Source organism: Streptomyces sp. NBC_00358, assembly GCF_036099295.1.
In the GTDB taxonomy this organism is placed as follows: domain Bacteria; phylum Actinomycetota; class Actinomycetes; order Streptomycetales; family Streptomycetaceae; genus Streptomyces.
This window is the reverse complement of the sequence record NZ_CP107976.1, coordinates 5,449,467-5,468,997: the sequence shown is the minus strand read 5'-3', so window position 1 is coordinate 5,468,997 and position 19,531 is coordinate 5,449,467. Positions and strand designations below refer to the sequence as shown.

Sequence of the window (19,531 nt, the reverse complement as noted above, 5' to 3'; positions counted from 1 at the left end):
AAGTTCGGAGGAGGGTTCACGGGGAGGGATTCGCGCGATGCGCAAGGGGGCCAGGGCCGCCGTCATAGGCGGCGTGTTCGCGGTGATGGTGGGCGGCGCCGGGTACGGCGCCTACAACGTGGTGACCTCGATCAGCGGAGGCGGCGGGAGCGGCGGCACCGGTCCCGCCCCGGTGAAGACCGGACCGCCGAGCGGTGCCGAGGTCAAGGAGACCAGCCGCGCGTTCTTCGCGGCCTGGGAGAAGGGCGACGCGGCCAAGGCCGCGGCGTACACCAACTACGCGACGAACGCCGAGGGGCTGCTCGCCGGCTACCACGACGACGCGCATCTGACCGACGTGAGGATCACGCCGGGCGCGCAGTCCGGGGCGACCGTGCCGTTCTCCGTCAAGGCGACGGTGTCCTACGACGGGAAGAGCAAGCCGTTCGCGTACGACTCCGAGCTGACCGTCGTCCGCGGGGAGACCACCGGGAAGGCGCTGGTCGACTGGAAGCCGTCCGTCGTCCACCCGGACCTGAAGGACGGGGACACCCTGGTCACGGGCGAATCGGCGAGCCCGGCGATCGAGGCCGTGGACCGGAACAACGTTGTCCTGACGAAGGAGAAGTACCCGTCCCTGGGGCCGATCCTGGACGCGCTCCGCGAGAAGTACGGCGACACGGCCGGCGGCACGCCCGGCATCGAGCTGTCGATCCGGCACGGCGGCGAGGACAGCGGCGACACGACGCTGGTCACCCTCGCGAAGGGGCGGGCGGGCAAGGTCCGTACGACGCTCAGCGCGAGTGCGCAGGCCGCCGCGGAGAAGGCGGTCACGCGGTACGCCGAGTCCTCCGTGGTGGCGGTGAAGCCGAGCACCGGCGAGGTGCTGGCCGTCGCCAACCACCGCGCGGACGGCTTCAACGCGGCCTTCCTCGGCAAGCTCGCCCCCGGCTCCACGATGAAGATCATCAGCGCGGCGACCCTCATCGACAACGGCATCACGACGGCCGGCGGGCCCGCGACCTGTCCGCCCACCGCGACCTGGCAGAGCCAGACCTTCCACAACCTCGTGGGCATGAAGCCGCAGCTGGACGCCACGCTCTCCGACAGCTTCGCGCGCTCGTGCAACACCGCTTTCGTGAAGTACGCGGACGATGTGAAGGTCGACTCGCTGACCAACGAGGCCCAGCAGCGCTTCGGACTCGGGCAGAACAACTGGAAGACCGGCATCGAGTCGTTCGACGGCTCGGTACCCGCCTCCGGCGGCCCGGACACCGCGGCCAACATGATCGGCCAGGGCCAGGTCCAGATGAGCCCGCTGAACATGGCGTCGGTGACGGCCACCGCGATGACCGGCGTCTTCCGGCAGCCGGTCATCGTGCCGCGCGCCCTCGACGACCGTGAACTGGCCACCGCCAAGGGCCTGTCCAGCGGTACGGTCGCGCAACTGCGCTCGATGATGAACCGTACGGCCGTCAGCGGTACCGCGGCCCAGGTGATGGCCGGGCTCGGCGGCAGCGTCGGAGCCAAGACCGGCTCCGCCGAGGTCGACGGCCAGGCCAAGTCGAACAGCTGGTTCACCGGCTACCGGAACGACATGGCGGCCGCCGCCATGACCCAGGAGGGCGGTCACGGCGGAGAGGCTGCCGGACCGATCGTCGCAGCTGTGCTACGAACAGGCGGCTGAAGTCGCTCCTCACAGAACGGGACCCTAGGGTGGGGCCTCTCGTTGAGGAGCGAGGGACGCGGGAGCACCACGGGGCACCAGGGGACGGCGGAGGACGGAAAGCTGTGGGCAAGAGAAGACGCGTCGCCGAGCGACGGAAGACGAAGCAGCCCGCCGTACTCGGCGGGGTGATCGCCGTGGCCGTCGTCGGCGGGGCATTCGGCGCCTACAGCCTCTACGGCAGCGGCGCGGCGGCCGAGGACGGGATCACGGCCACCACCCGCAAGGCCGTCAGGACGGGACCGCTGTCCGCGGCCGAGGTCAGCATGGCGTCCACCGCCTTCCTGACCGCCTGGCAGAGCGGCGACGTCACCCGGGCGGCCGCGGCGACCGACGACACGGCCGCCGCCACGACCCTGCTGACGGGCTTCGGCAAGGACGCCCACATCAGCGCCGTGACCCTGACCCGCGGCAGGCCCTCCGGCGCCGACGTCCCCTTCAGCGTCAAGGCGACCGTCACCTACAAGGGCAGGACGAAGCCGCTGGCGTACACGTCGAAGATGACGGTCGTGCGCCGGGCCGAGGACGGTGCGGCCCTGGTCGGCTGGAAGGCCTCGGTCGTCCACCCGGACCTCCAGGACGGCGACCGGCTGGTGACCGGCGAGTCCGGCACGCCGCCCATCACCGCCCTCGACCGTCACGGCGGTGAGCTGACCGCCGCCAAGTACCCCTCCCTGGGCACGGTCCTCGACGGGCTGCGCGAGAAGTACGGCAAGACGGCCGGCGGCAAGGCGGGCATCGAGCTGCGCGTGGTCCGCAAGGCCGCGGCGAAGGGCGCCCAGAAGATCCCCGACAAGACCCTGCTGGCGCTCAGCGCGGGCACGCCGGGCACCGTGAAGACGACGCTCAGCCCGGTCCTCCAGGCGGACGCGGAGCGCCTGGTGGCCGCCAAGCCCAAGGCGTCGGTGGTCCTGATGCGCCCCTCGACGGGCGAGATCCTCGCCGTCGCGAACACGAGCCACGGCTTCAACACCGCCTTCCAGGGCTCCCTGGCGCCCGGCTCCACTATGAAGGTCATCACGGCGTCGATGCTCTTCGAGAAGGGCCTGGCCTCCCCCGACAAGCCGCACCCCTGCCCCAAGACGGCGACGTACGGCGGCTGGAAGTTCCACAACGACGACGACTTCGAGATCAAGAACGGCACGTTCAAGGCGAGCTTCGCGCGCTCCTGCAACACGGCCTTCATCACGCAGGCGAAGAAGCTGCAGAACGACGACCTGACCAAGCAGGCCCAGCAGGTCTTCGGGCTGAGCCGGAACAACTGGGCCATCGGCGTTCCGTCCTTCGACGGTTCGGTGCCGGTGCAGAGCGCCGCGCAGATGGCCGCGTCGCTGATGGGCCAGGGCGGGGTCCGCATGAACCCGCTGAACATGGCGTCCGTCGCCTCCACGGTCCAGTCCGGCAGCTTCCACCAGCCGTACCTGGTCGACCCGTCGGTCGACCACCGCACGCTGGCCACGGCGTCCCGCACCCTGTCCGCGACCACGCTCGCCCAGTTGCGCGAGGTCATGCAGTACACGGCCGCCGCCGGCACCGCCGCCGAGGCCATGGCCGGCCTCGGCCCCGACTACGGCGCCAAGACCGGCTCCGCCGAGGTCGACAACCAGGAGCAGCCCAACGGCTGGTTCACGGCGTGGAAGGGTGACCTGGCGGGCGCGGGCGTCGTCCAGGAGGGCGGCCACGGCGGCACCACGGCGGGCCCGATCGTGGCAGCCCTCCTGAAGGCCGGCAGCAGCGGCTGACACCCGTTCTGCGGAGCCGGGAGGTTCGGATCCTCCGGGGCACCTGCCGCGCCGGGGTGCAACTGCCCCGGGGCGGACGGGATTCGGGGAGAGCGGCGATGTCAGTGGGGTCTTCTACGCTCCCGCGCATGACGACGTTCCCGCTTCCCGAAGGCCTGCCCTCCGGCCGCGGCGTGCCCGCCGGCTCACCGGTCATGTGGTACGCCGACAAGATGCCGTACGCCCCGCTGCTCGACGTGTGGACCCGCGCCCAGCGGCAACAGGACGCAACCGGCCTCAGACCGATCCTTTGCTACGCGGACGACGACCACCCCGACTCCCTCGACCTCGCCGAGACAGCCGCCGTCGACCTCGAAGCCGAGTTGGAGCGGGGGTGGCTCGAAGACCGCCGTCGCCGGCTCGCCCGGCGGGCCGAGCCCTCCGCTCCGCCGGAGATCCCCGAGGATCTCGCGGAGTTCATCGAGCCCTGGGAGGACGACCCGGGCCCGCCGTTCGACCGGTGGCCGGGACTGGCCCCCGCCACCCTCCCCGCCTCGGGCGTCGACCCGGACGAGGCCGCCCGGGCGGCGATCTTCGCCCACCTCATGCACGAGGGAGAGCCGGGAATCTCCCTCGGCCTGGTGAAGGCCGCGCGCAGCGCCGACATCCCCGCCGTCATCGGCTGGCGCGCCGAGGCGCACCTCTCCCTGCTCTGCGCGCTGCTGCGCAGTTGGGAGGACCGTTTCGGGGCGCGCGTCGTCGCCGCGTTCGGATCGACGCTGTACGTCTCCGTCGCGAGCCCGCCGCGCGACGAGCGGCAGGCGGCGCACGTCGCCCTCGAACACCTTCTGACCACGGCCGACAACATCGTCGACGACCCGCCGACGCCGTTCCCGCGCTATGCGGCGTCCCTCGTCGACGCCCCGCTCTGGCGTTTCTGGTGGGACTGAGCCGAGAGCCACGCGGCCTGCCGGGGCCCGGTCGCGTGGACCGTACACGGACCGCTAGCGTGCCGTGCATGAACGCCACCGATGAGAACGCCGCCGAGGGCCGGTCCCCCGTCGTGAACGACACCGATCCCCGGTTCGCCGAAGCCCTTCGGGAACTGGGGCTCGACGAGGTGATCGGCCGGGTCCGGCGCTTCCCCGACACGGCCCGCACCACCGCCGAGGCCGCCGCGGCGATCGGCTGCGAGCCGAGCCAGATCTGCAAATCGCTGTTCTTCGCGGCGGACGGGGTCCCGGTACTGGTGCTCCTGGACGGCTCGGCGCACGTCGGCATGGAGCTCGTACGGCGGGAGCTGGGCGCCGAGAAGCTCACCCGGGCCGGGGCCCATCTCGTACGGGAGTCGACCGGATACGGGCCCGGCGCCGTGCCGCCGTTCGGGCACCGTACGAAGACCCGTGTCCTGGTGGACCGTTCACTGCTCGGCCACGACACGGTGTGGGCCTCGGCGGGCACCCCTTTCACCGTCTTCCCGATGGACCCGAAGAGCCTGATCGCCCACGCGGACGGCACGCTGGTGGATGTGCGCGACCCGATCGGGTGACACCGCTCGTCACCGCGGCCGTGCCGCTCGCCGCGGTCGCCCACCCCGGCTGGAACGCGCCCGCGCCCGCGCACCGCGTCGAGGACAAGTTCGTCGTCTCACGCTGATCGCCGGCGGTGGCATGCCGATCGGCCTGGTCATGGAGCCGTTCGTGGCGCTCCCGGCGTCTGGGCGTATCTGATCGTCTCGGCTCTCGTTCACATGACGCCCGGGTGGGGGGCGTGCCGCCGGGCGGTCAGGGCCAGAACGCCTTCGCCATCACCTTCGGCGGCCGCCTCTCAGCGGCCCGTCAGTGACCCCAACTACCCCCGGACGCCACACTCGTTCGGCAGTCCCCCCGCCTCGGCATCACCCTGACGCCGAACACGCAAGACAGCGAGTTGACGGCCCGCAAGCCCCAACTCTCGCTCCAGGCAATGGGGTTGATGCGGCGGTGCGCCGCGCCGGGGCCTCGTCCGCGGTGCATCCATACCGTATGCCGAATGGCAAAGCGTCCTTCCGTAGCGCCAGTTGGCGTCTACACCGAGCCCGGCTCCTCCGTAGGGCACGTACGACCTTCGTGTGCCGACCGCCAGACGCTACTGCTAGTGTTCATCCAGTCACGCTAGGCAACTAGCCATCATGTGCAAGTACTGGAGAACCGAGGGTTCCATGCGTAAGTTTCAGCAGGTCGTGATCGCAGCAGTGGCGGCGGCCGGCGGCCTGTCCGCCGCCTGTGCCGGAACGGCTGTCGCCGACAGCCATGACAACGGACCGCGGGCGGTGGACGTTTACCGCCCCTACCAGGAATGCAGCCCGCAGACGGTGGCGGAGAACGACATCCCGATCGGAGTGCTCGGTTTGGGTCAGACCCTGGACACCACCTGCGGCCAGCACAACCGCGCTTTCACCGGCTGAGGTCAGCGACGTCAGCATCGCGACAGTCGGTACAGGATCCCTTCGGGTGAAACCCGAAGGGATCGAATGCCGGCAGCCGGCAGCTCGATCTCAGCGCGAGCCGGCCGGATGAAGGACGAGGACCGCTCGGGCGAGGCCGGTGACCCCGGCCGTCGAGCAGCGGAGCTTGCGGAGAGGCAAGCCAGGACTTGCGGGTGGCGATGACTCGTTCGACCAGCGCCCGGACCTCGCGCGGGACCGGTTGACGGCCCGCCGACCGACCGAGAGCGCGTCCCATCGGCCACGGCAAGGGAGATGGACGAGCCACCCGCACCGCGGTAGCCCGTGTCCGACCGGCAGGTGATGTCGGCCTCGGCGAGGGCGTCGGCGATGTCGTGCTCGCATACCGCCCCAGCGTCATGGACGGCGTCGGCCAGGGCCGGTGAAGCACCGGAGGAGACGGCCTTTCGGGTCGGTCACACCCTGCGCGTTCACCATCACCAGCAGCTTCACCCGCCTGCCGGGCCAACCGGTCCAGCCGACGCGGAGTTGGAAAAGGCCCAGTGTCGCGGACCACGCCTGCGGCGCGGCCGATCGCGAGGGAGCGGCGCCCCGGGCGCCCGTACAAAGGACACGAGTCATATGTTCAGCAGGAAAAAGATCGCGGCCCTCTCGGGGCTCATCGGCGGACTCGCCCTGACGTCCATGGGCATCACCCATGCGCACGCCGCGGGAGGCCCGACAAATTGCACTCGGAGCCCCCAGGGGGACGTCACCTGCGTGCAGCACATCGAAGGCGGGAGCGCGGAGCACGGCGCCATTCCTCACCAGGAGACCTGCATGCCGGTGCAGGCCGTGACGGTGCCCGCCGCCACGGGCAACGGCACGACACAACTCGGCCCCCAGGTGACCTGTTCGCCCACCACGTCCGGAGCACCTCGACCGATCGACGGGAAGCGGGAACTGCCCACCCTCCTCCCCTGAGGGCGCGACGGCTGAACCGTGCCATATGGCCGTAATGGCGCTCTCCCCCGTACGGGGCTCCGGAGCGACATAGGGGTACAAATCCCCTATTGACCGCAACGGGCGTGCTTACGTTTACGCAAGTGGTCATTCCGGGTGGTATGCCCGGATCAGGAAAGGGTCATTCATGCGTAAGTTTCAGCGTGCCATGGTCGTAGCGGCGGCCATCGCGGGGCTCTCCGCCCTCGGCGCCGGCATCAGCTTCGCCGACGGTAGCGGCGGCGCGCCCGTACCGTTCAGCGCCGTCGCCAACTCGTCCGCCAACGCCGTGGCCTTCGGGGGTGGCTACTACTCCCAGCCCCAGGAGCAGGGCCAGCCGCAGGAGCAGGGCCAGGCGCAGAAGCAGGCGCAGGACCAGGCTCAGCCCGCGGTGCAGGACCAGGCTCAGCCCCAGGTGCAGGACCAGGCTCAGCCGCAGGCCCAGCCCCAGGTGCAGGACCAGGCTCAGCCCCAGGTGCAGGACCAGGCTCAGCCCCAGGCGCAGGACCAGGCTCAGCCGCAGGTGCAGGACCAGGCCCAGCCCCAGGCGCAGGCGCAGGACCAGGCTCAGCCCGCGGTGCAGGACCAGGCCCAGGCCCAGCCCGCGGTGCAGGACCAGGCCCAGCCCCAGGTGCAGGACCAGGCCCAGCCGCAGGACCAGGCCCAGCCCCAGGCTCAGCCGCAGGACCAGGCTCAGCCCGTGGCGCAGGACCAGGCCCAGCCCGCGGTGCAGGACCAGGCTCAACCCCAGGCTCAGCCCCAGGACCAGGCCCAGCCCCAGATGCAGGACCAGGCGCAGGAGCAGGCCCAGCCCCAGACGCAGGACCAGCCCCAGGCTCAGCCCCAGACGCAGGACCAGGGCGGTAACGGCTGAGAGCGAGAGCTCCGAGTCAAGGCCCGCCGCGGCCTCACCCAGCGTCGGGGATACGGACCGAGCGGTGCGCTGAGTGATACCCCGTGGCGCAGGTAGCCCGGACGCCGATTTCGCGTCCGGGCTACAACCATCCTGTGAGCGGACAGAGATTTAATTGCATGATTTATCGGCGCGGGCAAATCCGGCCGATAAAGGAATGTCCGATTCTTCACCACAAAGGAATTCAGCACATGCTCTTTTCGCAGAAGACTGCGGCCGTCGCCGCATTCGCCGGAAGCCTCGCCGCCATCTGCCTCGGCACCGCACATGCCGAGGGAAACCCGGGCGCCTGTCCCACCAGCGCGCAGAGCGACGTCGTGTGCGTTCAGAAAAATGAGACGTATGTCGACAAGGACGGCACGCACGTCATCAACCAGGACCAGAAGTGCTCGACAAAGGACCAGCCGCACGTCGTCACGCAGCAGGACCAGCTCCTGGGAAGCGAAAGCGCACCTGCGAAAGTGGGGCCGGTCGTGGAGTGCTCCAACACGGCCAAGCTGCCTGCGGGGTTCAAGAAGCCGCACTTCGGCAACTGAGCGCTCACGGAAAATGCTGGTCCGGGGAAGGGCTCCCGGACCAGCATTTCGTTTTGGTCGTCCTTGATGCCGGCTACGACGTGACCCGCCCGGGTTTCCCGCTCGCGGACCCGCGACAGCCTCACAGCTACGGCCTTCGCGTTGATCCCATGCCTCCGTGACGGAGTACAGGATCAGGCGAAGGCCGCTGCTGTGTTCGGAGCTCAGGCAAACCCATCGGCGTGTTCGGGGCCGTCTCGACGGCAGGCCCGAAACACCAGGCCCAGGGATTGCGGACAGCCGATCTGTGGGCCTTGAGACTTGACCTTGCAGGTCAATGAGCCACTCGCCCACAGATTGTTCGTGGTGAGCTCTTAGCCGTTGAAGCGGTTGCTGCAACCCGCGGACGAGCCCAGCGACGTCTTCTGGGCTCCCGGGTTGCCCTCGCCGCCCAGCAGGTTCCCGCCCAGTCCGTTGCCGATGCCGACCTGGCCGAGGACGTCGAGGTTCAGGTCGTGCGACTGGCAGGAGCTGTGCTGCGAGATGGTGAAGCTGTCGCCACCCCGGTCCCAACCCTCATCCGCGTGGGCGACGCTGGCGCCCAGAAGTCCGACGTTTCCGAGGACGGCCAGCAGGACAGCGGCCGTACGGAGCTTGCGCATGTCATCTCCAGAAGAAGTCAGGTGAATGCGATCCGCGAGGGATCGCCTCTGTGTGACGCGAAGAGTTCAACGGCGCCAGAACGGAGTGTCCGGAAAGGTCCAGCGCTTCGCTGTGCCGCCTCGGAAGTGGTTTGGCGCACGTGAAACGGTCCCGGCACCGTGCCTGAGGCCCAGTGCCGGGACCGTTCATGGTTCGGCGTCTTTACTTACGCCTGAGGGGACTTCAGAAGGCGCTGTTGTTACAGCCCATCGTGGAGCCGAGGGAGGTCGACTGGGCGCCCGGGTTGCCTTCGCCGTTGAGGGCGTTGCCCAGCAGGCCGTTCAGCACGCCGACCTGGCCGAGGACGTCGAGGTTCAGGTCGTGCGACTTGCAGTTGGAGCTCTGCGTGACGCTGAACTGGTCGCCGCCGCCCTCGCCGTGACCGCCGCCGGCGTAGGCCGTGCCGCCAACGAGCCCGATGCTGCCGATGGCAGCGACCAGGACCGCAACGTTGCGAAGCTTGCGCATTTCATCTCCGTGTGGGGGTGAGTTTTTGCGATCCATGGGATCGCGGTTACAGGTGGAACATTAGCGACAAAAGCCTTGAAAAGGGCAACTCTTTGGCTTCATGTCGTCGAAGACCCACCGAAAGCCGTATCGCGGGGCGAGCGGGTTCGGGTCCGTCCGCCGCCCGTGCCCGGCAACGACGTGGTCGTCCGTCAGTGCTGCACGTTGGCGAAAGAGTTCGTCTGGCTGTTGGCCTGGGTGCACTCGATGCCATGGGTCTGGGATGAGGCCAGCAGTGCAACCGGGACGTTCGCATCGAGCAGGCTCTGCGGGCTGCACTCCTGGTACGGACGGAACAGGTTGGCCTGCCCCGCCGAAGCGCCCTGGTCCTTCTGCGGCGCTTCAGGAGAGATGTGCGGGCTGAGCTGCGGATTCAGCTGCGGGCTGAGCTGCGGGGAAACCTGGGCGCCACGCGTCGGTGCCAGTTGCTGCGGAGCCGGCGAGCCATAGGTCTGCGTGGTCGCCTGAGCGGAGGACGCCGAGGCCGCCTGGGCGTCGGGCTGCGAAACCGGGTGCGGCGCAACGCCGTTGGGGGCCAACAGCGTGGCGGCGGAGCTCGGGCCGGCGCCAACGCCGGCCAGGCCGCCGGCCGTTGCGGCGACGAGCGCGATCTTGTGAAGCATACGCATGAGTTTCCTCGGCTCTTCAATTGACCTGTGCACGGGAGCTGATGTGCCGATACGGCAGCGCAGTCTTCGCTGTCCTCGCTGCTCCATTCGGCCGCGATGGGCCATCCCTATCGCCCCGTGGGGAACGAAAAAAACACGGGCTCGAAACGGGTGCTGGGGAGTGGTCACCCATTTGATGCCGCGTGCGAGCCGTGACGCCGGGGCCGGAGGACGGCAAATGGGTGACGACCCGTCGAGTGCCGTGACCACGGCGCCGAAATCTCGTTCCCCGGAGGTGCGGGCAGCGACCGTAAACCATTGACAGGTAGAGGATTCGCTGCCAGCTCCGATACGAAGTCCGCGTGCTCCTCGAGACAACCGTAGCCTCCGGCGCGATGCGAGTGACGCACCGACAGCACGCGTGACCGCATTGAATGCAATGGACTCACTTCTCAGGTAACGAAGGGCCGAGGGTTTCATGCGGAAGCTTCACAAGGCCGCGCTCGTCGTCGCGGCGGCCAGCGGTTTGGCCGGCATCGGCGCCGGCGGCAGCTATGCCAACTCGCCGGAGGGGCGCCCCGGTACCACCCCGGCATCGGTTCCGGATCAGCCGCCTGCCCCGGCCGCGGCTCCCCAACCGGCCTCACAGGCCGCCCCGTCAGGACCACAGCAGACCGGATACGCCTCGGCCTCGGCCTCATCGCAGGGAACGGCCCAAGCCTCCAGCTCGTCGAACCCGCAACAGGCCGCACCCGTACAGCCGGCGCAGGCCGCCCCGGCGCAGGTCGTGCCTCAGGTCATGCCTCAGGTCATGCCCCAAGTGGCCCCGCAGGTAGCAGTACCCCAGGTACTCGACTCAGCGGCCCCGATGGTTGTCGCCCCCCAGGTGAACCCGCAGCTCAACCCTCAGGTGAACCCGCTCGTCAACCCGACGATCACGCCCGAGAGCGCACCGCAACTGGCTCCGGTCGCCCTCGGGCAGATCGCGGCACCTCCCGTCGGGCAGCTCGGACTTCCCCGACTCGGCTGACAGCCCGCCCCCGCACATCCGCCGTCCTGACTCAACAGGCCGGATCCCCGCACTTCCCCCATGGAGCTTCAAATGCGCAAGTTGCACAAGGCAGTTCTTCTGAGCGCCCTCCTCTGCAGTGTCGGCTCCTTCGGTGCCAACACCGCTTTCGCGTACGGCGATGAGGGCCACGACGGCGACAGCGACAGCATCGGCGTCACGCAGGGCGTCGAGTGCCGCTCGCACGACATGAACATCCAGGTGCTCGGCAGCGTCGGCGCCCTCACCGGCCTGGCCGGCAACCTGCTGAACGGAGAAGGGGCCGCGGGCGCGCAGAAGAGCCACCTCGGTTCCGAAATGGGCTGCAACAGCCGGGCACTCTGACCGACCTCCCACTCGCGCCCGTCGTTCCGTCGCCGCAATGCCACCGCGGCCACGGGCGGCGCGAGGTCCTTTACCCGCATACCTTTCCGATTCGGCCGGCACCATCTCCGCATCGGGTTGCACGGAGGCGGCGTGGACGCGTGAAGCGTTCGCGCCGCCTCCGTTTTCCTTGGGCCCGCCGCCGACCTGCCACCCGTTTCAGCCCGTCCCCACCCCTCGAACCGACCGGGACGGTCGAGCTGACCGGCATTCAACAGTGGGGGAGCCACGCACCGGCAGCCCGCCCGGGCCCCACCAAACACGTTCGATGGGGCTGTACGGGCATCCGGGTCAGCGACTTGGGCGGAAGCGGCGGTACAGGACCGCACCCGCGAAGAGGGACACGGCGCCGCCGGCGAGGGCCGGGGCGGCCAGATCCGCTCCCGTGTGGGCCAGCGTGGGCGTCGCGGTGTCCGGAACGGCCTGACGCCGGGGAGCCGGGAGCCGCGACGCCGGGGGCGTCGCAACCGAGGGCTTGGGGGCCGGAGTTGTTCGGGGGACGTCACGGTGAGAGTGCTCACCGCCGTTGACCGACTCGTTGCCAATCGCCGGGTTGCCCACGCCGACCGCGTTGACACTGTTCCCGGAAACGTTCACCGGCAGATCGACCGGGAGCTGCAGACCGTTGCCTGAGATCAGCCCAGGCGAGTCCGAGACGCGGCCATCAGCCGAGGCTCCGCCTGACGTGTCCGATCCGACGCCGGTCTCCGCGCCGCCGGCCTTGGCCGTGCCCTTGTCGTTCTTGGCGGCCGTGCCCTTGTCGTTCTTGGCCGTGCCCCTGTCGTTCCTGCACACGTTGCCCACGGCCGGGTTGAGCAGCCCCACCACGTCAACCGTGTTGCCGCAGAGGTTCAATGCCCCGGACACCGGAATCTGGACGACGTTCCCGGAGAGCACCCCGGGCGAACCGGCCGCCGTAGCCCCGGCGTCAGCACCGTCGGCTGCGAAGACGGCGGACACGGGAAGAGCCACAGCCATCGCGCCGGACGCGGCGGCAACGGCGAGCACACGGTTTCGAGTAACCCGTCTCATAAGTCTTTACCTTCCTGACCTCACTGCGGGCACTCACCCGCACATCTGCAAACGCCGGAAAGACATCGGGGTTATGGCGTGCCGCCTGCCAACTCGCTGTGCTGCACCAAAAGGTCCCGACAGGCGCCATCGATCATGTGACTGTCGGTCTGGTTGCTCGTTGCTCTTGTCATGGAAGTTGTGGCGACGAGGCAACGGCGGCCGTGCGGACATCCCGGACGAACTGCGGTCGCTCGTCGAGCCGTTGCCGTGGCAAGCCAGGCCCCGGGCCGGTCGGGGCGGACCCCGGATACCCGTCGCGGGCGTTCCTCCGGTCACCGGCGACATCCCGTCCTGGCGTCGCGGCAGTCCCTACAGGCAGGCGCATGAACGGCCGTTGGATACGGGGCGATGGATGGGTCGCTTTACCGTTCGACGTGCCACACCTTCTGCTGATTTGCAGGCGACACGGCACACGGCGCTCGCACGCGACTACACGTTGATCAAGCCTGAGTTTTCCGACAAGGAGACGCCACTGTGCGAATTTCTGATATTCAGCGCTGCGAGGTCCGGCCTGGACGGCTCGTGGAGTGGGGGTTCAGCCACGCGACCCTCGCGGCCGCGGCGGCGCTGCCGACGGATCCGCGGCCGCCGGCGTACATCCAGGAGTCACACATCAGAACGGCGCGGTCGGTGCGCGAGGGGGGCCTGTTCGTGCCGACCTGGCTCGGTACGGCTTTCGACCTGCCCGGCCAGGTCGACCTCGACGCGCTGGAACAGACCCTGCGCTGCTGGACACTGCGCCACGAGACGCTGCGCAGCGGGTTCAGATGGGTGGGCGACGAGATGCACCGGTTCACTCTCGACCGGGACGATGTCACGCTCTACCGCGAAGTGGTGGGCGACTTCTCCGACGGGAACCTGCTGGCCCAGCATCTGCAGGACCGCTTCGACGACGCGGCGGATGCTCTCGACTGGCCCAATCTCATCTACGCGGCGGTCGTCCGAGAGGACTCCACCAGCGTATATCTGGCATTCGACCACACCAATGTCGACGCCTACTCGCTGCAGCGCATCCCGTACGAGGTCCAGGAGCTGTACACGGCACATGTCACCGGGCAGCCCCTCACCACCACACCGGTCGCGAGCTATGTGGACTTCTGCGAGCAGGAGCGGACGAACGCGAACGCCGTCGACGACACACACGCGATCGTCACGCGCTGGCGGGAGTTCATCGGCCGGTGCGACGGAAGGCTTCCGGAGTTCCCTGTCGATCTGGGCCTGCGGGCCGGCGACGCTCTGCCCGTCCAGAAGCTCATGCGCGAGCCGCTCGTCGATGCGGACGCGGCCGCGGCGTTCGAGGCGTACTGCCGCCCCTACGGCGGCAGCCTGGTGGGCGTTCTGGCCGCGACCAGTCTGATCGTCCACGAGCTCGGTGGGCAACCGGTCTACCGCACGGTCGTGCCGTTCCACACCCGGTTGAAGTCCACCTGGTCGGACTCCGTGGGCTGGTATGTCGGCGGCGCGCCGATCGAAGTACCCGCGGCCCGGGACTTCGACGCCGCGCTCGTCTCGGTCCGGGCCCAGTTGCATGCCAATCGGTCGTTGGCGCGCATTCCTCTGGCCCGAGTACTACGCCTCCTGGGCGACGACTTCCGCCCCACATCACCCGACTTGTACTCGATCGTCTCGTATGTGGACGCCCGCCTCACTCCTGGTTCGGCCTGCTGGAGCGAACAGAAGGCGTACGGGCTGCTCCGCGTGTCGTACGGCGATCAGGTGTGCGCCTGGGTCAACCGGCTGCACGAGGGACTGTGGATCGCATGCCGCTACCCGGACACGGACATCGCTTCCAAGAACGTGCGCCTGTACGCCGAGAAGCTTCGAGAACTGATCGTCTCGGTTTGTCCTCCAGCCTTTTCGACCGCTGCAGGGCGATGACGCGCATCGCCTGCCGCACGGTGCCACCCTCGTAGCCGAGGCCGGACCTGCGAACACGGGCGGCCGGTCGTGGTCGGGCAGCCGGTATCCGGGCGGTTACGCGGTGACGGCCGTCCGCACCGCCCGTACCAGCGCCTGCGCCCGCGCGTCCGCCGTCACGCTCGTGCGGAAGGCGTTGGTGACGTAACCGAAGGCGATACCCGACTCGGGGTCGGCGAAGCCGAGGGCGCCGCCGCGGCCGGGATGGCCGAAGGAACCAGGGGAGAGCAGCGGCGACGCGCCGCCGTGGAGCATGTAGCCGAGGCCGAACCGGGTGTTGACGACCAGGACCCGGTCGGGTCCGGCCGACTGCTCCGTGCGCGCGGCCGACAGCGTCTCCGGCGTGAACAGCCGTACGCCGTCCACCTCGCCGGTCAGCGCGGCGTAGAAACGGGCCAGGCCGTCGGCCGTGGCGATGCCGTTCGAGGCGGGGAGGACGGCCGCGCGGTAGGCGGGATCGTTCTCGTCGGGCATCGGGGTGATCGCCGCGAAGGCGCGGCGGGTGAGGCTGTCCGGGTCGGCGTACGCCTCGGAGACCGCCCGCTTCGGACGGGTCTTGAGGCCGCCGGCCGTCGACGGCGCCTCGACCTGGGCGACCCGGCCCACCCGGCCGGCCGCCGCCTCCGGAAGCCCGACCCACAGGTCCAGGTCCAGCGGGTGGGCGATCTCGTCCGCGATCCACCGGCCGATCGTGCGCCCGGTGACCCGCCGGACCAGTTCGCCGGTCAGCCAGCTGTACGTCTGCGCGTGGTACCCGTGCTCGGCCCCGGGCCGCCACACCGGCGTCTGCGCGGCCACCGCGGCGGCGGCGAGGTCGAGGTCGGCGGCCTCGGCGGGGCTGAGCGGACGGTCCAGGACGGGCACTCCGGCCCGGTGCGCGAGCAGATGCCGTACGCGTGTGTGCTCCTTGCCGTGCGCCTTGTACTCGGGCCAGTAGGCGCCGACCGGCGCGTCCAGGTCGAGGTGTCCTCGCTGGGCGAGCAGCAGGAGTACGGCGGCGGCGACGCCCTTGGTCGCCGAGCGAACGATCTGCGCGGTCCCGCGCTGCCAGGGCTCGGTGCCGTCGACGTCACGGGTGCCGCCCCACAGGTCGACGACCTTGTGCCCGTCGCGGTAGACGGTGACGGCGGCGCCCCGGTCCCCCAGCGTCGCGAAGTTGCCCGCGAACGCCTCCCTGACCGGCTCGAAGCCCTCGGCCACTGTGCCGTTCACGTCCACGCCCGCGCTCCTTGTCGCTTTCAATGCCGGTAACGAGTGCAACACGCGTCCGCGGCGCCCGATTCCTGGGGCCGCTAGCCCAGCAGGATCGTGACCTCGATGTTGCCGCGCGTGGCGTTCGAGTACGGGCAGACCTCGTGCGCCGCGTCCACGAGCTGCTTGGCCACGTCCTGGTCGAGGACGGGGAGCGAGACGCTGAGAGCGACGGCCAGTCCGTAGCCGCGCTGCTTGTTGGGACCGATCCCGACCTTCGCCGCGACCGTGGAACCGGAGAGGTCGAATCCGGCGCGGCGGCCCACCAGTACCAGCGCGTTGTGGAAACAGGCGCTGTACCCGGCCGCGAACAGTTGCTCCGGGTTCGTGCCGTTCCCGTCGCCGCCGAGGGCCGGAGGCATCGCGACCTTCAGTTCGAGCTGCCCGTCCTGGCTGGTCACATGGCCGTTCCGGCCGCCGTGGGCGGTGGCCTCGGCGACATACATGATCTTCGTCGGACGGCTGTCGACAGTGGCGCTCTCGATCACGGCAGGACCTCCCCCAGGGCGGGCAACAAAGGAGTACGCGAGTACATCGTGCACAAGGTACTGGTTGGTATGGAGCCCTGGACGCCCAGGGGTGGGAGCCCTGCCCCCCTCTGACCCGCGCTGACCCGCCCGGGTCAGCGCGCCCTCGCCGCCGCGTCCTCCGCGCGCTCCGTCAGCCGTCGCAGCTCCTCGCGCAGGCGTGTCACATCGGCCTCGCTCAGGCCGGTCGCCGTCAGCAGCGCCTGCGGCACCTCCTCCGCCCGCTCCCTGAGCAGTTCGCCGCGACCGGTGAGGGCGACCCGCACGGAGCGCTCGTCGTGCGCCGAGCGCTCACGGCGTACGAGCCCGGCCGACTCCAGCCGCTTGAGCAGCGGGGACATGGTGCCGTAGTCGAGGTGCAGGGCGGTTCCCAGTTCCTTGACCGTGGTCTCGCCGAGCTCCCAGAGAACGAGCAGGACGAGGTACTGCGGGTAGGTGAGACCGAGTTCCTCCAGCAGCGGGCGGTACGCGGCGGTCACGGCGCGCTGGGCGGCGTACAGCGCGAAGCACAGCTGGTCGTCGAGCAGCAGCGACCCGGCCGGCGGCCCGACGTCCTCTTGTTTCGTCACGCCCCCATTGTCACGGAGCGCGGGTCGAACCCGAAGGGCAGCTCCAGACGGTGGGTGCGCATGAGCTCGTCGTCCGAGAGGAGGGCGCCGGTCCCGCCGTCGGCGACGATCACGCCGTCGCTGAGGACGAGGGAGCGGGGGCACAGTTCGAGGGCGTACGGCAGGTCGTGGGTGACCATGAGGACGGTGACGTCCAACGAGCGCAGGATGTCGGCGAGTTCACGCCGGGAGGCGGGGTCGAGGTTGGAGGAGGGCTCGTCCAGGACGAGGATCTCCGGCTCCATCGCCAGCACCGTCGCGACGGCGACCCGGCGCCGCTGCCCGAAGGACAGGTGGTGCGGCGGACGGTCGGCGAAGGCTTCCATGCCGACCCGCTCCAGCGCCGTACGGACGCGTTCCTCAAGCTCGGCGCCCTTCATGCCCGCGGCGGCGGGACCGAAGGCGACGTCCTCGCGCACGGACGGCATGAACAACTGGTCGTCCGGGTCCTGGAAGACGATGCCGACCTTGCGCCGGATCTCGGCCATGTGCCGCTTGCCGACCGGGAGTCCGGCGACCGTCACCGTCCCGGCGCCGCCGCTCAGGATGCCGTTGAGGTGCAGGACGAGGGTGGTCTTGCCGGCTCCGTTCGGGCCGAGCAGCGCGACGCGCTCGCCGCGCGCGATGCCGAAGTCGACGCCGAACAGGGCCTGATGCCCGTCGGGGTAGGCGAACGCGAGGCCGGAGACCTCCAGAGAAGTTGCGGCAGGTGTCACAGCGTCCATCCCAACAGGCATACGGCGAGGGCGGCGAACGGAAGGGCGAGGGCGTACGACCACTGCGCCCGGGACGCGGTCACCTCGTCGATGACGGGCATCGAACCGGCGTACCCCCGGCTCACCATGGCCAGATGCACCCGCTCCCCGCGCTCGTAGGAGCGGATGAACAGGGCCCCCGCCGACTTCGCGAGCACCCCCCAGTGCCGTACGCCGCTCGCCTCGAATCCGCGCGACTCCCGCGCGATCCGCATGCGCCGCATCTCGTCCGTGATGACATCGCCGTAGCGGATCATGAAGGAGGCGATCTGCACGAGGAGCGGCGGAAGCTTCAACCGCTGCAGGCCCAGGAGCAGTTCACGCAGTTCGGTGGTGGAGGCGAGCAGGACGGAGGCGGCCACGCCGAGCGTGCCCTTGGCGAGGACGTTCCAGGCGCCCCAGAGGCCGTTGACGCTCAGGGACAGCCCCAGCACGTCCACCCGCTCGCCCTCCGCCACGAACGGCATCAGCACCGCGAACGCGACGAACGGGATCTCGATCAGCAGCCGCTTCAGCAGCACGCCCGCCGGTACACGGGCCTGGCGGGCGACCACCGCGAGCAGCGCGGCGTACAGCGCGAACGCCCACATCGCCTCGCGCGGGGTGGAGACGACCACGACCACGAAGGCGAAGGCCGCGGCGAGCTTGGTGTGCGGAGGGAGGGCGTGCACGGGCGAGTGCCCGTGCCGGTAGAGCCGGTGCGTGTGGCCCGCCCCCACGTCAGACGCCTTCCGGCACGGAGGTGGGCGAGGTGTCGGACGTACGGCGTCTGCGGACCACCCAGAAGACGCCGGTGCCCGCGACGACGGTGACGCCGACGCCGATCACCCCCGCGAGGCCGCCGGAGACCCGGGCGTCGGAGATGTCCTTGACCCCGTATCCGGCGAGCGGCGAGTCCCCTGTCGCGTGCTTCCCGGTCCGGGTGTCGATCCCCTTGTCCTTGGCGACCTTCTCCAGGCCGTCGGGGCTCGCGGAGGCGTAGAAGCTGACGAATCCGGCGAGGACGAGGGAGGTGACCAGGCCGGTGATCCACACCGTGCGGTGCGAGGAGCGGGCCGCGACGGGGGCGGCGGCCGTGGGGGCGTCGACCAGTTCCCCGCCGATCCGCAGCTTGAGCCGCTGCTGGAGGCCGCGGGCGCCGTACACGAGATCGGGCCGTACGGCGATGACGGCGCCGACGGTCAGCGCGGTGATCACGGCCTCTCCTATGCCGATGAGGATGTGGACGCCGACCATGGCCGTGGCGACCTTGGAGACCGCGACGTCGGTGGTGCCGCCGACCGCGTAGATGAGGGTGAAGGCGACGGCGGCGGCCGGGACGGACAGCAGCGCGGCGACGAAGGACGCCACGGTGACCGAACGCCGTTTGCGGGGCAGCACCTTCACGAGCCCGCGGAAGAGGGCGTAGGACACGACCGTGGTGACGATGGCCATGTCGGTGATGTTCACGCCGAGCGCGGTGAGGCCGCCGTCCGCGAAGAGGATGCCCTGCATGAGCAGGACGACGGAGACGCAGAGGACACCGGTGTAGGGGCCGACGAGGATGGCCGCCAGGGCACCGCCGAGCAGATGGCCGCTGGTCCCGGCGGCGACAGGGAAGTTCAGCATCTGCACCGCGAAGATGAAGGCGGCGACGAGGCCGGCGAGCGGCGCGGTCCGCTCGTCGAGTTCACGGCGGGCACCCCGCAGGCTCACGGCGATGGCGCCGGCGGCGACCACGCCTGTGGCGGCGGAGACCGGGGCGTTGATGAATCCGTCAGGCACATGCACCGTTCGATGATAGTGCCTTGTTGCGAACGACTTGCAAGAGCGACGGACCCCTGAATAGCTCACGACAGGCGTGAACGCGGGAGCAGTTCACGCCGTGCG

At 69.8% G+C, this 19,531-nt stretch carries 21 protein-coding genes and 1 pseudogene; 11 read left to right on the top strand and 11 right to left on the bottom strand.

What is annotated here, in order from left to right:
- The first annotated feature begins 37 nt into the window (after nt 1-37).
- From OHT01_RS23335 to OHT01_RS23310, 5 genes are all read left to right on the top strand, one after another.
- Nucleotides 38-1,666 carry a penicillin-binding transpeptidase domain-containing protein gene (locus OHT01_RS23335; protein WP_328555071.1) on the top strand — a complete coding sequence of 543 codons (1,629 nt, stop codon included), beginning with the start codon at nt 38-40 and terminating at the stop codon, nt 1,664-1,666.
- A gap of 104 nt (nt 1,667-1,770) precedes the next feature.
- Nucleotides 1,771-3,447: a penicillin-binding transpeptidase domain-containing protein gene (locus OHT01_RS23330; RefSeq protein ID WP_328555070.1), complete on the top strand. Its 1,677-nt coding sequence runs from the start codon at nt 1,771-1,773 to the stop codon at nt 3,445-3,447.
- 128 nt (nt 3,448-3,575) lie between these two features.
- Complete coding sequence (locus OHT01_RS23325; RefSeq protein WP_328555069.1) at nt 3,576-4,376, top strand: DUF4253 domain-containing protein; 801 nt, start codon at nt 3,576-3,578, stop codon at nt 4,374-4,376.
- Between the two features lie 68 nt (nt 4,377-4,444).
- Nucleotides 4,445-4,975, top strand: a complete 531-nt coding sequence (locus OHT01_RS23320) for a YbaK/EbsC family protein (protein ID WP_328555068.1) — start codon at nt 4,445-4,447, stop codon at nt 4,973-4,975.
- A gap of 621 nt (nt 4,976-5,596) precedes the next feature.
- Nucleotides 5,597-5,872 (top strand): hypothetical protein, encoded by a 276-nt coding sequence (locus OHT01_RS23310; protein WP_328555067.1) that lies wholly within the window; start codon nt 5,597-5,599, stop codon nt 5,870-5,872.
- Nucleotides 5,873-5,962: 90 nt separating this feature from the next.
- On the opposite strand, the pseudogene OHT01_RS23305 reads toward OHT01_RS23310, so the two are convergent.
- Nucleotides 5,963-6,337: pseudogene (locus tag OHT01_RS23305) on the bottom strand (transposase family protein); the annotation flags it as partial.
- A 156-nt stretch (nt 6,338-6,493) separates the two neighbouring features.
- Between OHT01_RS23305 and OHT01_RS23300 the strand changes: the two are divergent.
- The 3 genes from OHT01_RS23300 (at nt 6,494) to OHT01_RS23290 (ending at nt 8,302) form a co-directional block, all read left to right on the top strand.
- A complete protein-coding gene (locus tag OHT01_RS23300; RefSeq protein WP_328555066.1) occupies nt 6,494-6,835 on the top strand; it encodes a hypothetical protein in 342 nt (113 codons plus the stop codon).
- A gap of 166 nt (nt 6,836-7,001) precedes the next feature.
- Nucleotides 7,002-7,727 (top strand): hypothetical protein, encoded by a 726-nt coding sequence (locus tag OHT01_RS23295; RefSeq protein WP_328555065.1) that lies wholly within the window; start codon nt 7,002-7,004, stop codon nt 7,725-7,727.
- A 230-nt stretch (nt 7,728-7,957) separates the two neighbouring features.
- Nucleotides 7,958-8,302 carry a hypothetical protein gene (locus OHT01_RS23290; protein ID WP_328555064.1) on the top strand — a complete coding sequence of 115 codons (345 nt, stop codon included), beginning with the start codon at nt 7,958-7,960 and terminating at the stop codon, nt 8,300-8,302.
- Between the two features lie 353 nt (nt 8,303-8,655).
- Here OHT01_RS23290 and OHT01_RS23285 read toward each other — a convergent pair whose 3' ends face one another.
- From OHT01_RS23285 to OHT01_RS23275, 3 genes are all read right to left on the bottom strand, one after another.
- Complete coding sequence (locus OHT01_RS23285) at nt 8,656-8,943, bottom strand: hypothetical protein (protein WP_328555063.1); 288 nt, start codon at nt 8,941-8,943, stop codon at nt 8,656-8,658.
- A 223-nt stretch (nt 8,944-9,166) separates the two neighbouring features.
- Nucleotides 9,167-9,451 (bottom strand): hypothetical protein, encoded by a 285-nt coding sequence (locus OHT01_RS23280; RefSeq protein WP_328555062.1) that lies wholly within the window; start codon nt 9,449-9,451, stop codon nt 9,167-9,169.
- A 191-nt stretch (nt 9,452-9,642) separates the two neighbouring features.
- Nucleotides 9,643-10,113: a hypothetical protein gene (locus tag OHT01_RS23275; protein ID WP_328555061.1), complete on the bottom strand. Its 471-nt coding sequence runs from the start codon at nt 10,111-10,113 to the stop codon at nt 9,643-9,645.
- Between the two features lie 463 nt (nt 10,114-10,576).
- Between OHT01_RS23275 and OHT01_RS23270 the strand changes: the two genes are divergently transcribed.
- Nucleotides 10,577-11,128 carry a hypothetical protein gene (locus OHT01_RS23270; protein WP_328555060.1) on the top strand — a complete coding sequence of 184 codons (552 nt, stop codon included), beginning with the start codon at nt 10,577-10,579 and terminating at the stop codon, nt 11,126-11,128.
- Nucleotides 11,129-11,200: 72 nt separating this feature from the next.
- Complete coding sequence (locus OHT01_RS23265; RefSeq protein WP_328555059.1) at nt 11,201-11,491, top strand: hypothetical protein; 291 nt, start codon at nt 11,201-11,203, stop codon at nt 11,489-11,491.
- A gap of 330 nt (nt 11,492-11,821) precedes the next feature.
- Here the strand turns inward: OHT01_RS23265 and OHT01_RS23260 are convergent, their stop codons facing one another.
- Nucleotides 11,822-12,538, bottom strand: coding sequence for a chaplin (locus OHT01_RS23260; protein ID WP_328555058.1), 717 nt, complete (start codon nt 12,536-12,538; stop codon nt 11,822-11,824).
- Between the two features lie 540 nt (nt 12,539-13,078).
- Between OHT01_RS23260 and OHT01_RS23255 the strand changes: the two genes are divergently transcribed.
- Entirely contained in the window at nt 13,079-14,482 is a 1,404-nt protein-coding gene (locus tag OHT01_RS23255; RefSeq protein ID WP_328555057.1) for a condensation domain-containing protein, read from the top strand.
- Nucleotides 14,483-14,578: 96 nt separating this feature from the next.
- Here the strand turns inward: OHT01_RS23255 and OHT01_RS23250 are convergent, their stop codons facing one another.
- The 6 genes from OHT01_RS23250 to OHT01_RS23225 form a co-directional block, all read right to left on the bottom strand.
- Nucleotides 14,579-15,739, bottom strand: coding sequence for a serine hydrolase domain-containing protein (locus OHT01_RS23250; protein ID WP_328555056.1), 1,161 nt, complete (start codon nt 15,737-15,739; stop codon nt 14,579-14,581).
- Nucleotides 15,740-15,813: 74 nt separating this feature from the next.
- A complete protein-coding gene (locus tag OHT01_RS23245; protein ID WP_328558227.1) occupies nt 15,814-16,218 on the bottom strand; it encodes an organic hydroperoxide resistance protein in 405 nt (134 codons plus the stop codon).
- A gap of 176 nt (nt 16,219-16,394) precedes the next feature.
- A complete protein-coding gene (locus tag OHT01_RS23240) occupies nt 16,395-16,868 on the bottom strand; it encodes a MarR family winged helix-turn-helix transcriptional regulator (protein ID WP_328555055.1) in 474 nt (157 codons plus the stop codon).
- Nucleotides 16,865-17,632 (bottom strand): energy-coupling factor ABC transporter ATP-binding protein, encoded by a 768-nt coding sequence (locus OHT01_RS23235; protein ID WP_328555054.1) that lies wholly within the window; start codon nt 17,630-17,632, stop codon nt 16,865-16,867. The genes OHT01_RS23240 and OHT01_RS23235 overlap by 4 nt, the downstream gene beginning before the upstream one ends.
- Nucleotides 17,620-18,381: a cobalt ECF transporter T component CbiQ gene (gene cbiQ, locus OHT01_RS23230; protein ID WP_328555053.1), complete on the bottom strand. Its 762-nt coding sequence runs from the start codon at nt 18,379-18,381 to the stop codon at nt 17,620-17,622. Before cbiQ ends, OHT01_RS23235 begins: the two co-directional genes overlap by 13 nt.
- A gap of 1 nt (nt 18,382) precedes the next feature.
- Nucleotides 18,383-19,432 (bottom strand): energy-coupling factor ABC transporter permease, encoded by a 1,050-nt coding sequence (locus tag OHT01_RS23225; protein WP_328555052.1) that lies wholly within the window; start codon nt 19,430-19,432, stop codon nt 18,383-18,385.
- Between the last annotated feature and the right edge of the window lie 99 nt (nt 19,433-19,531).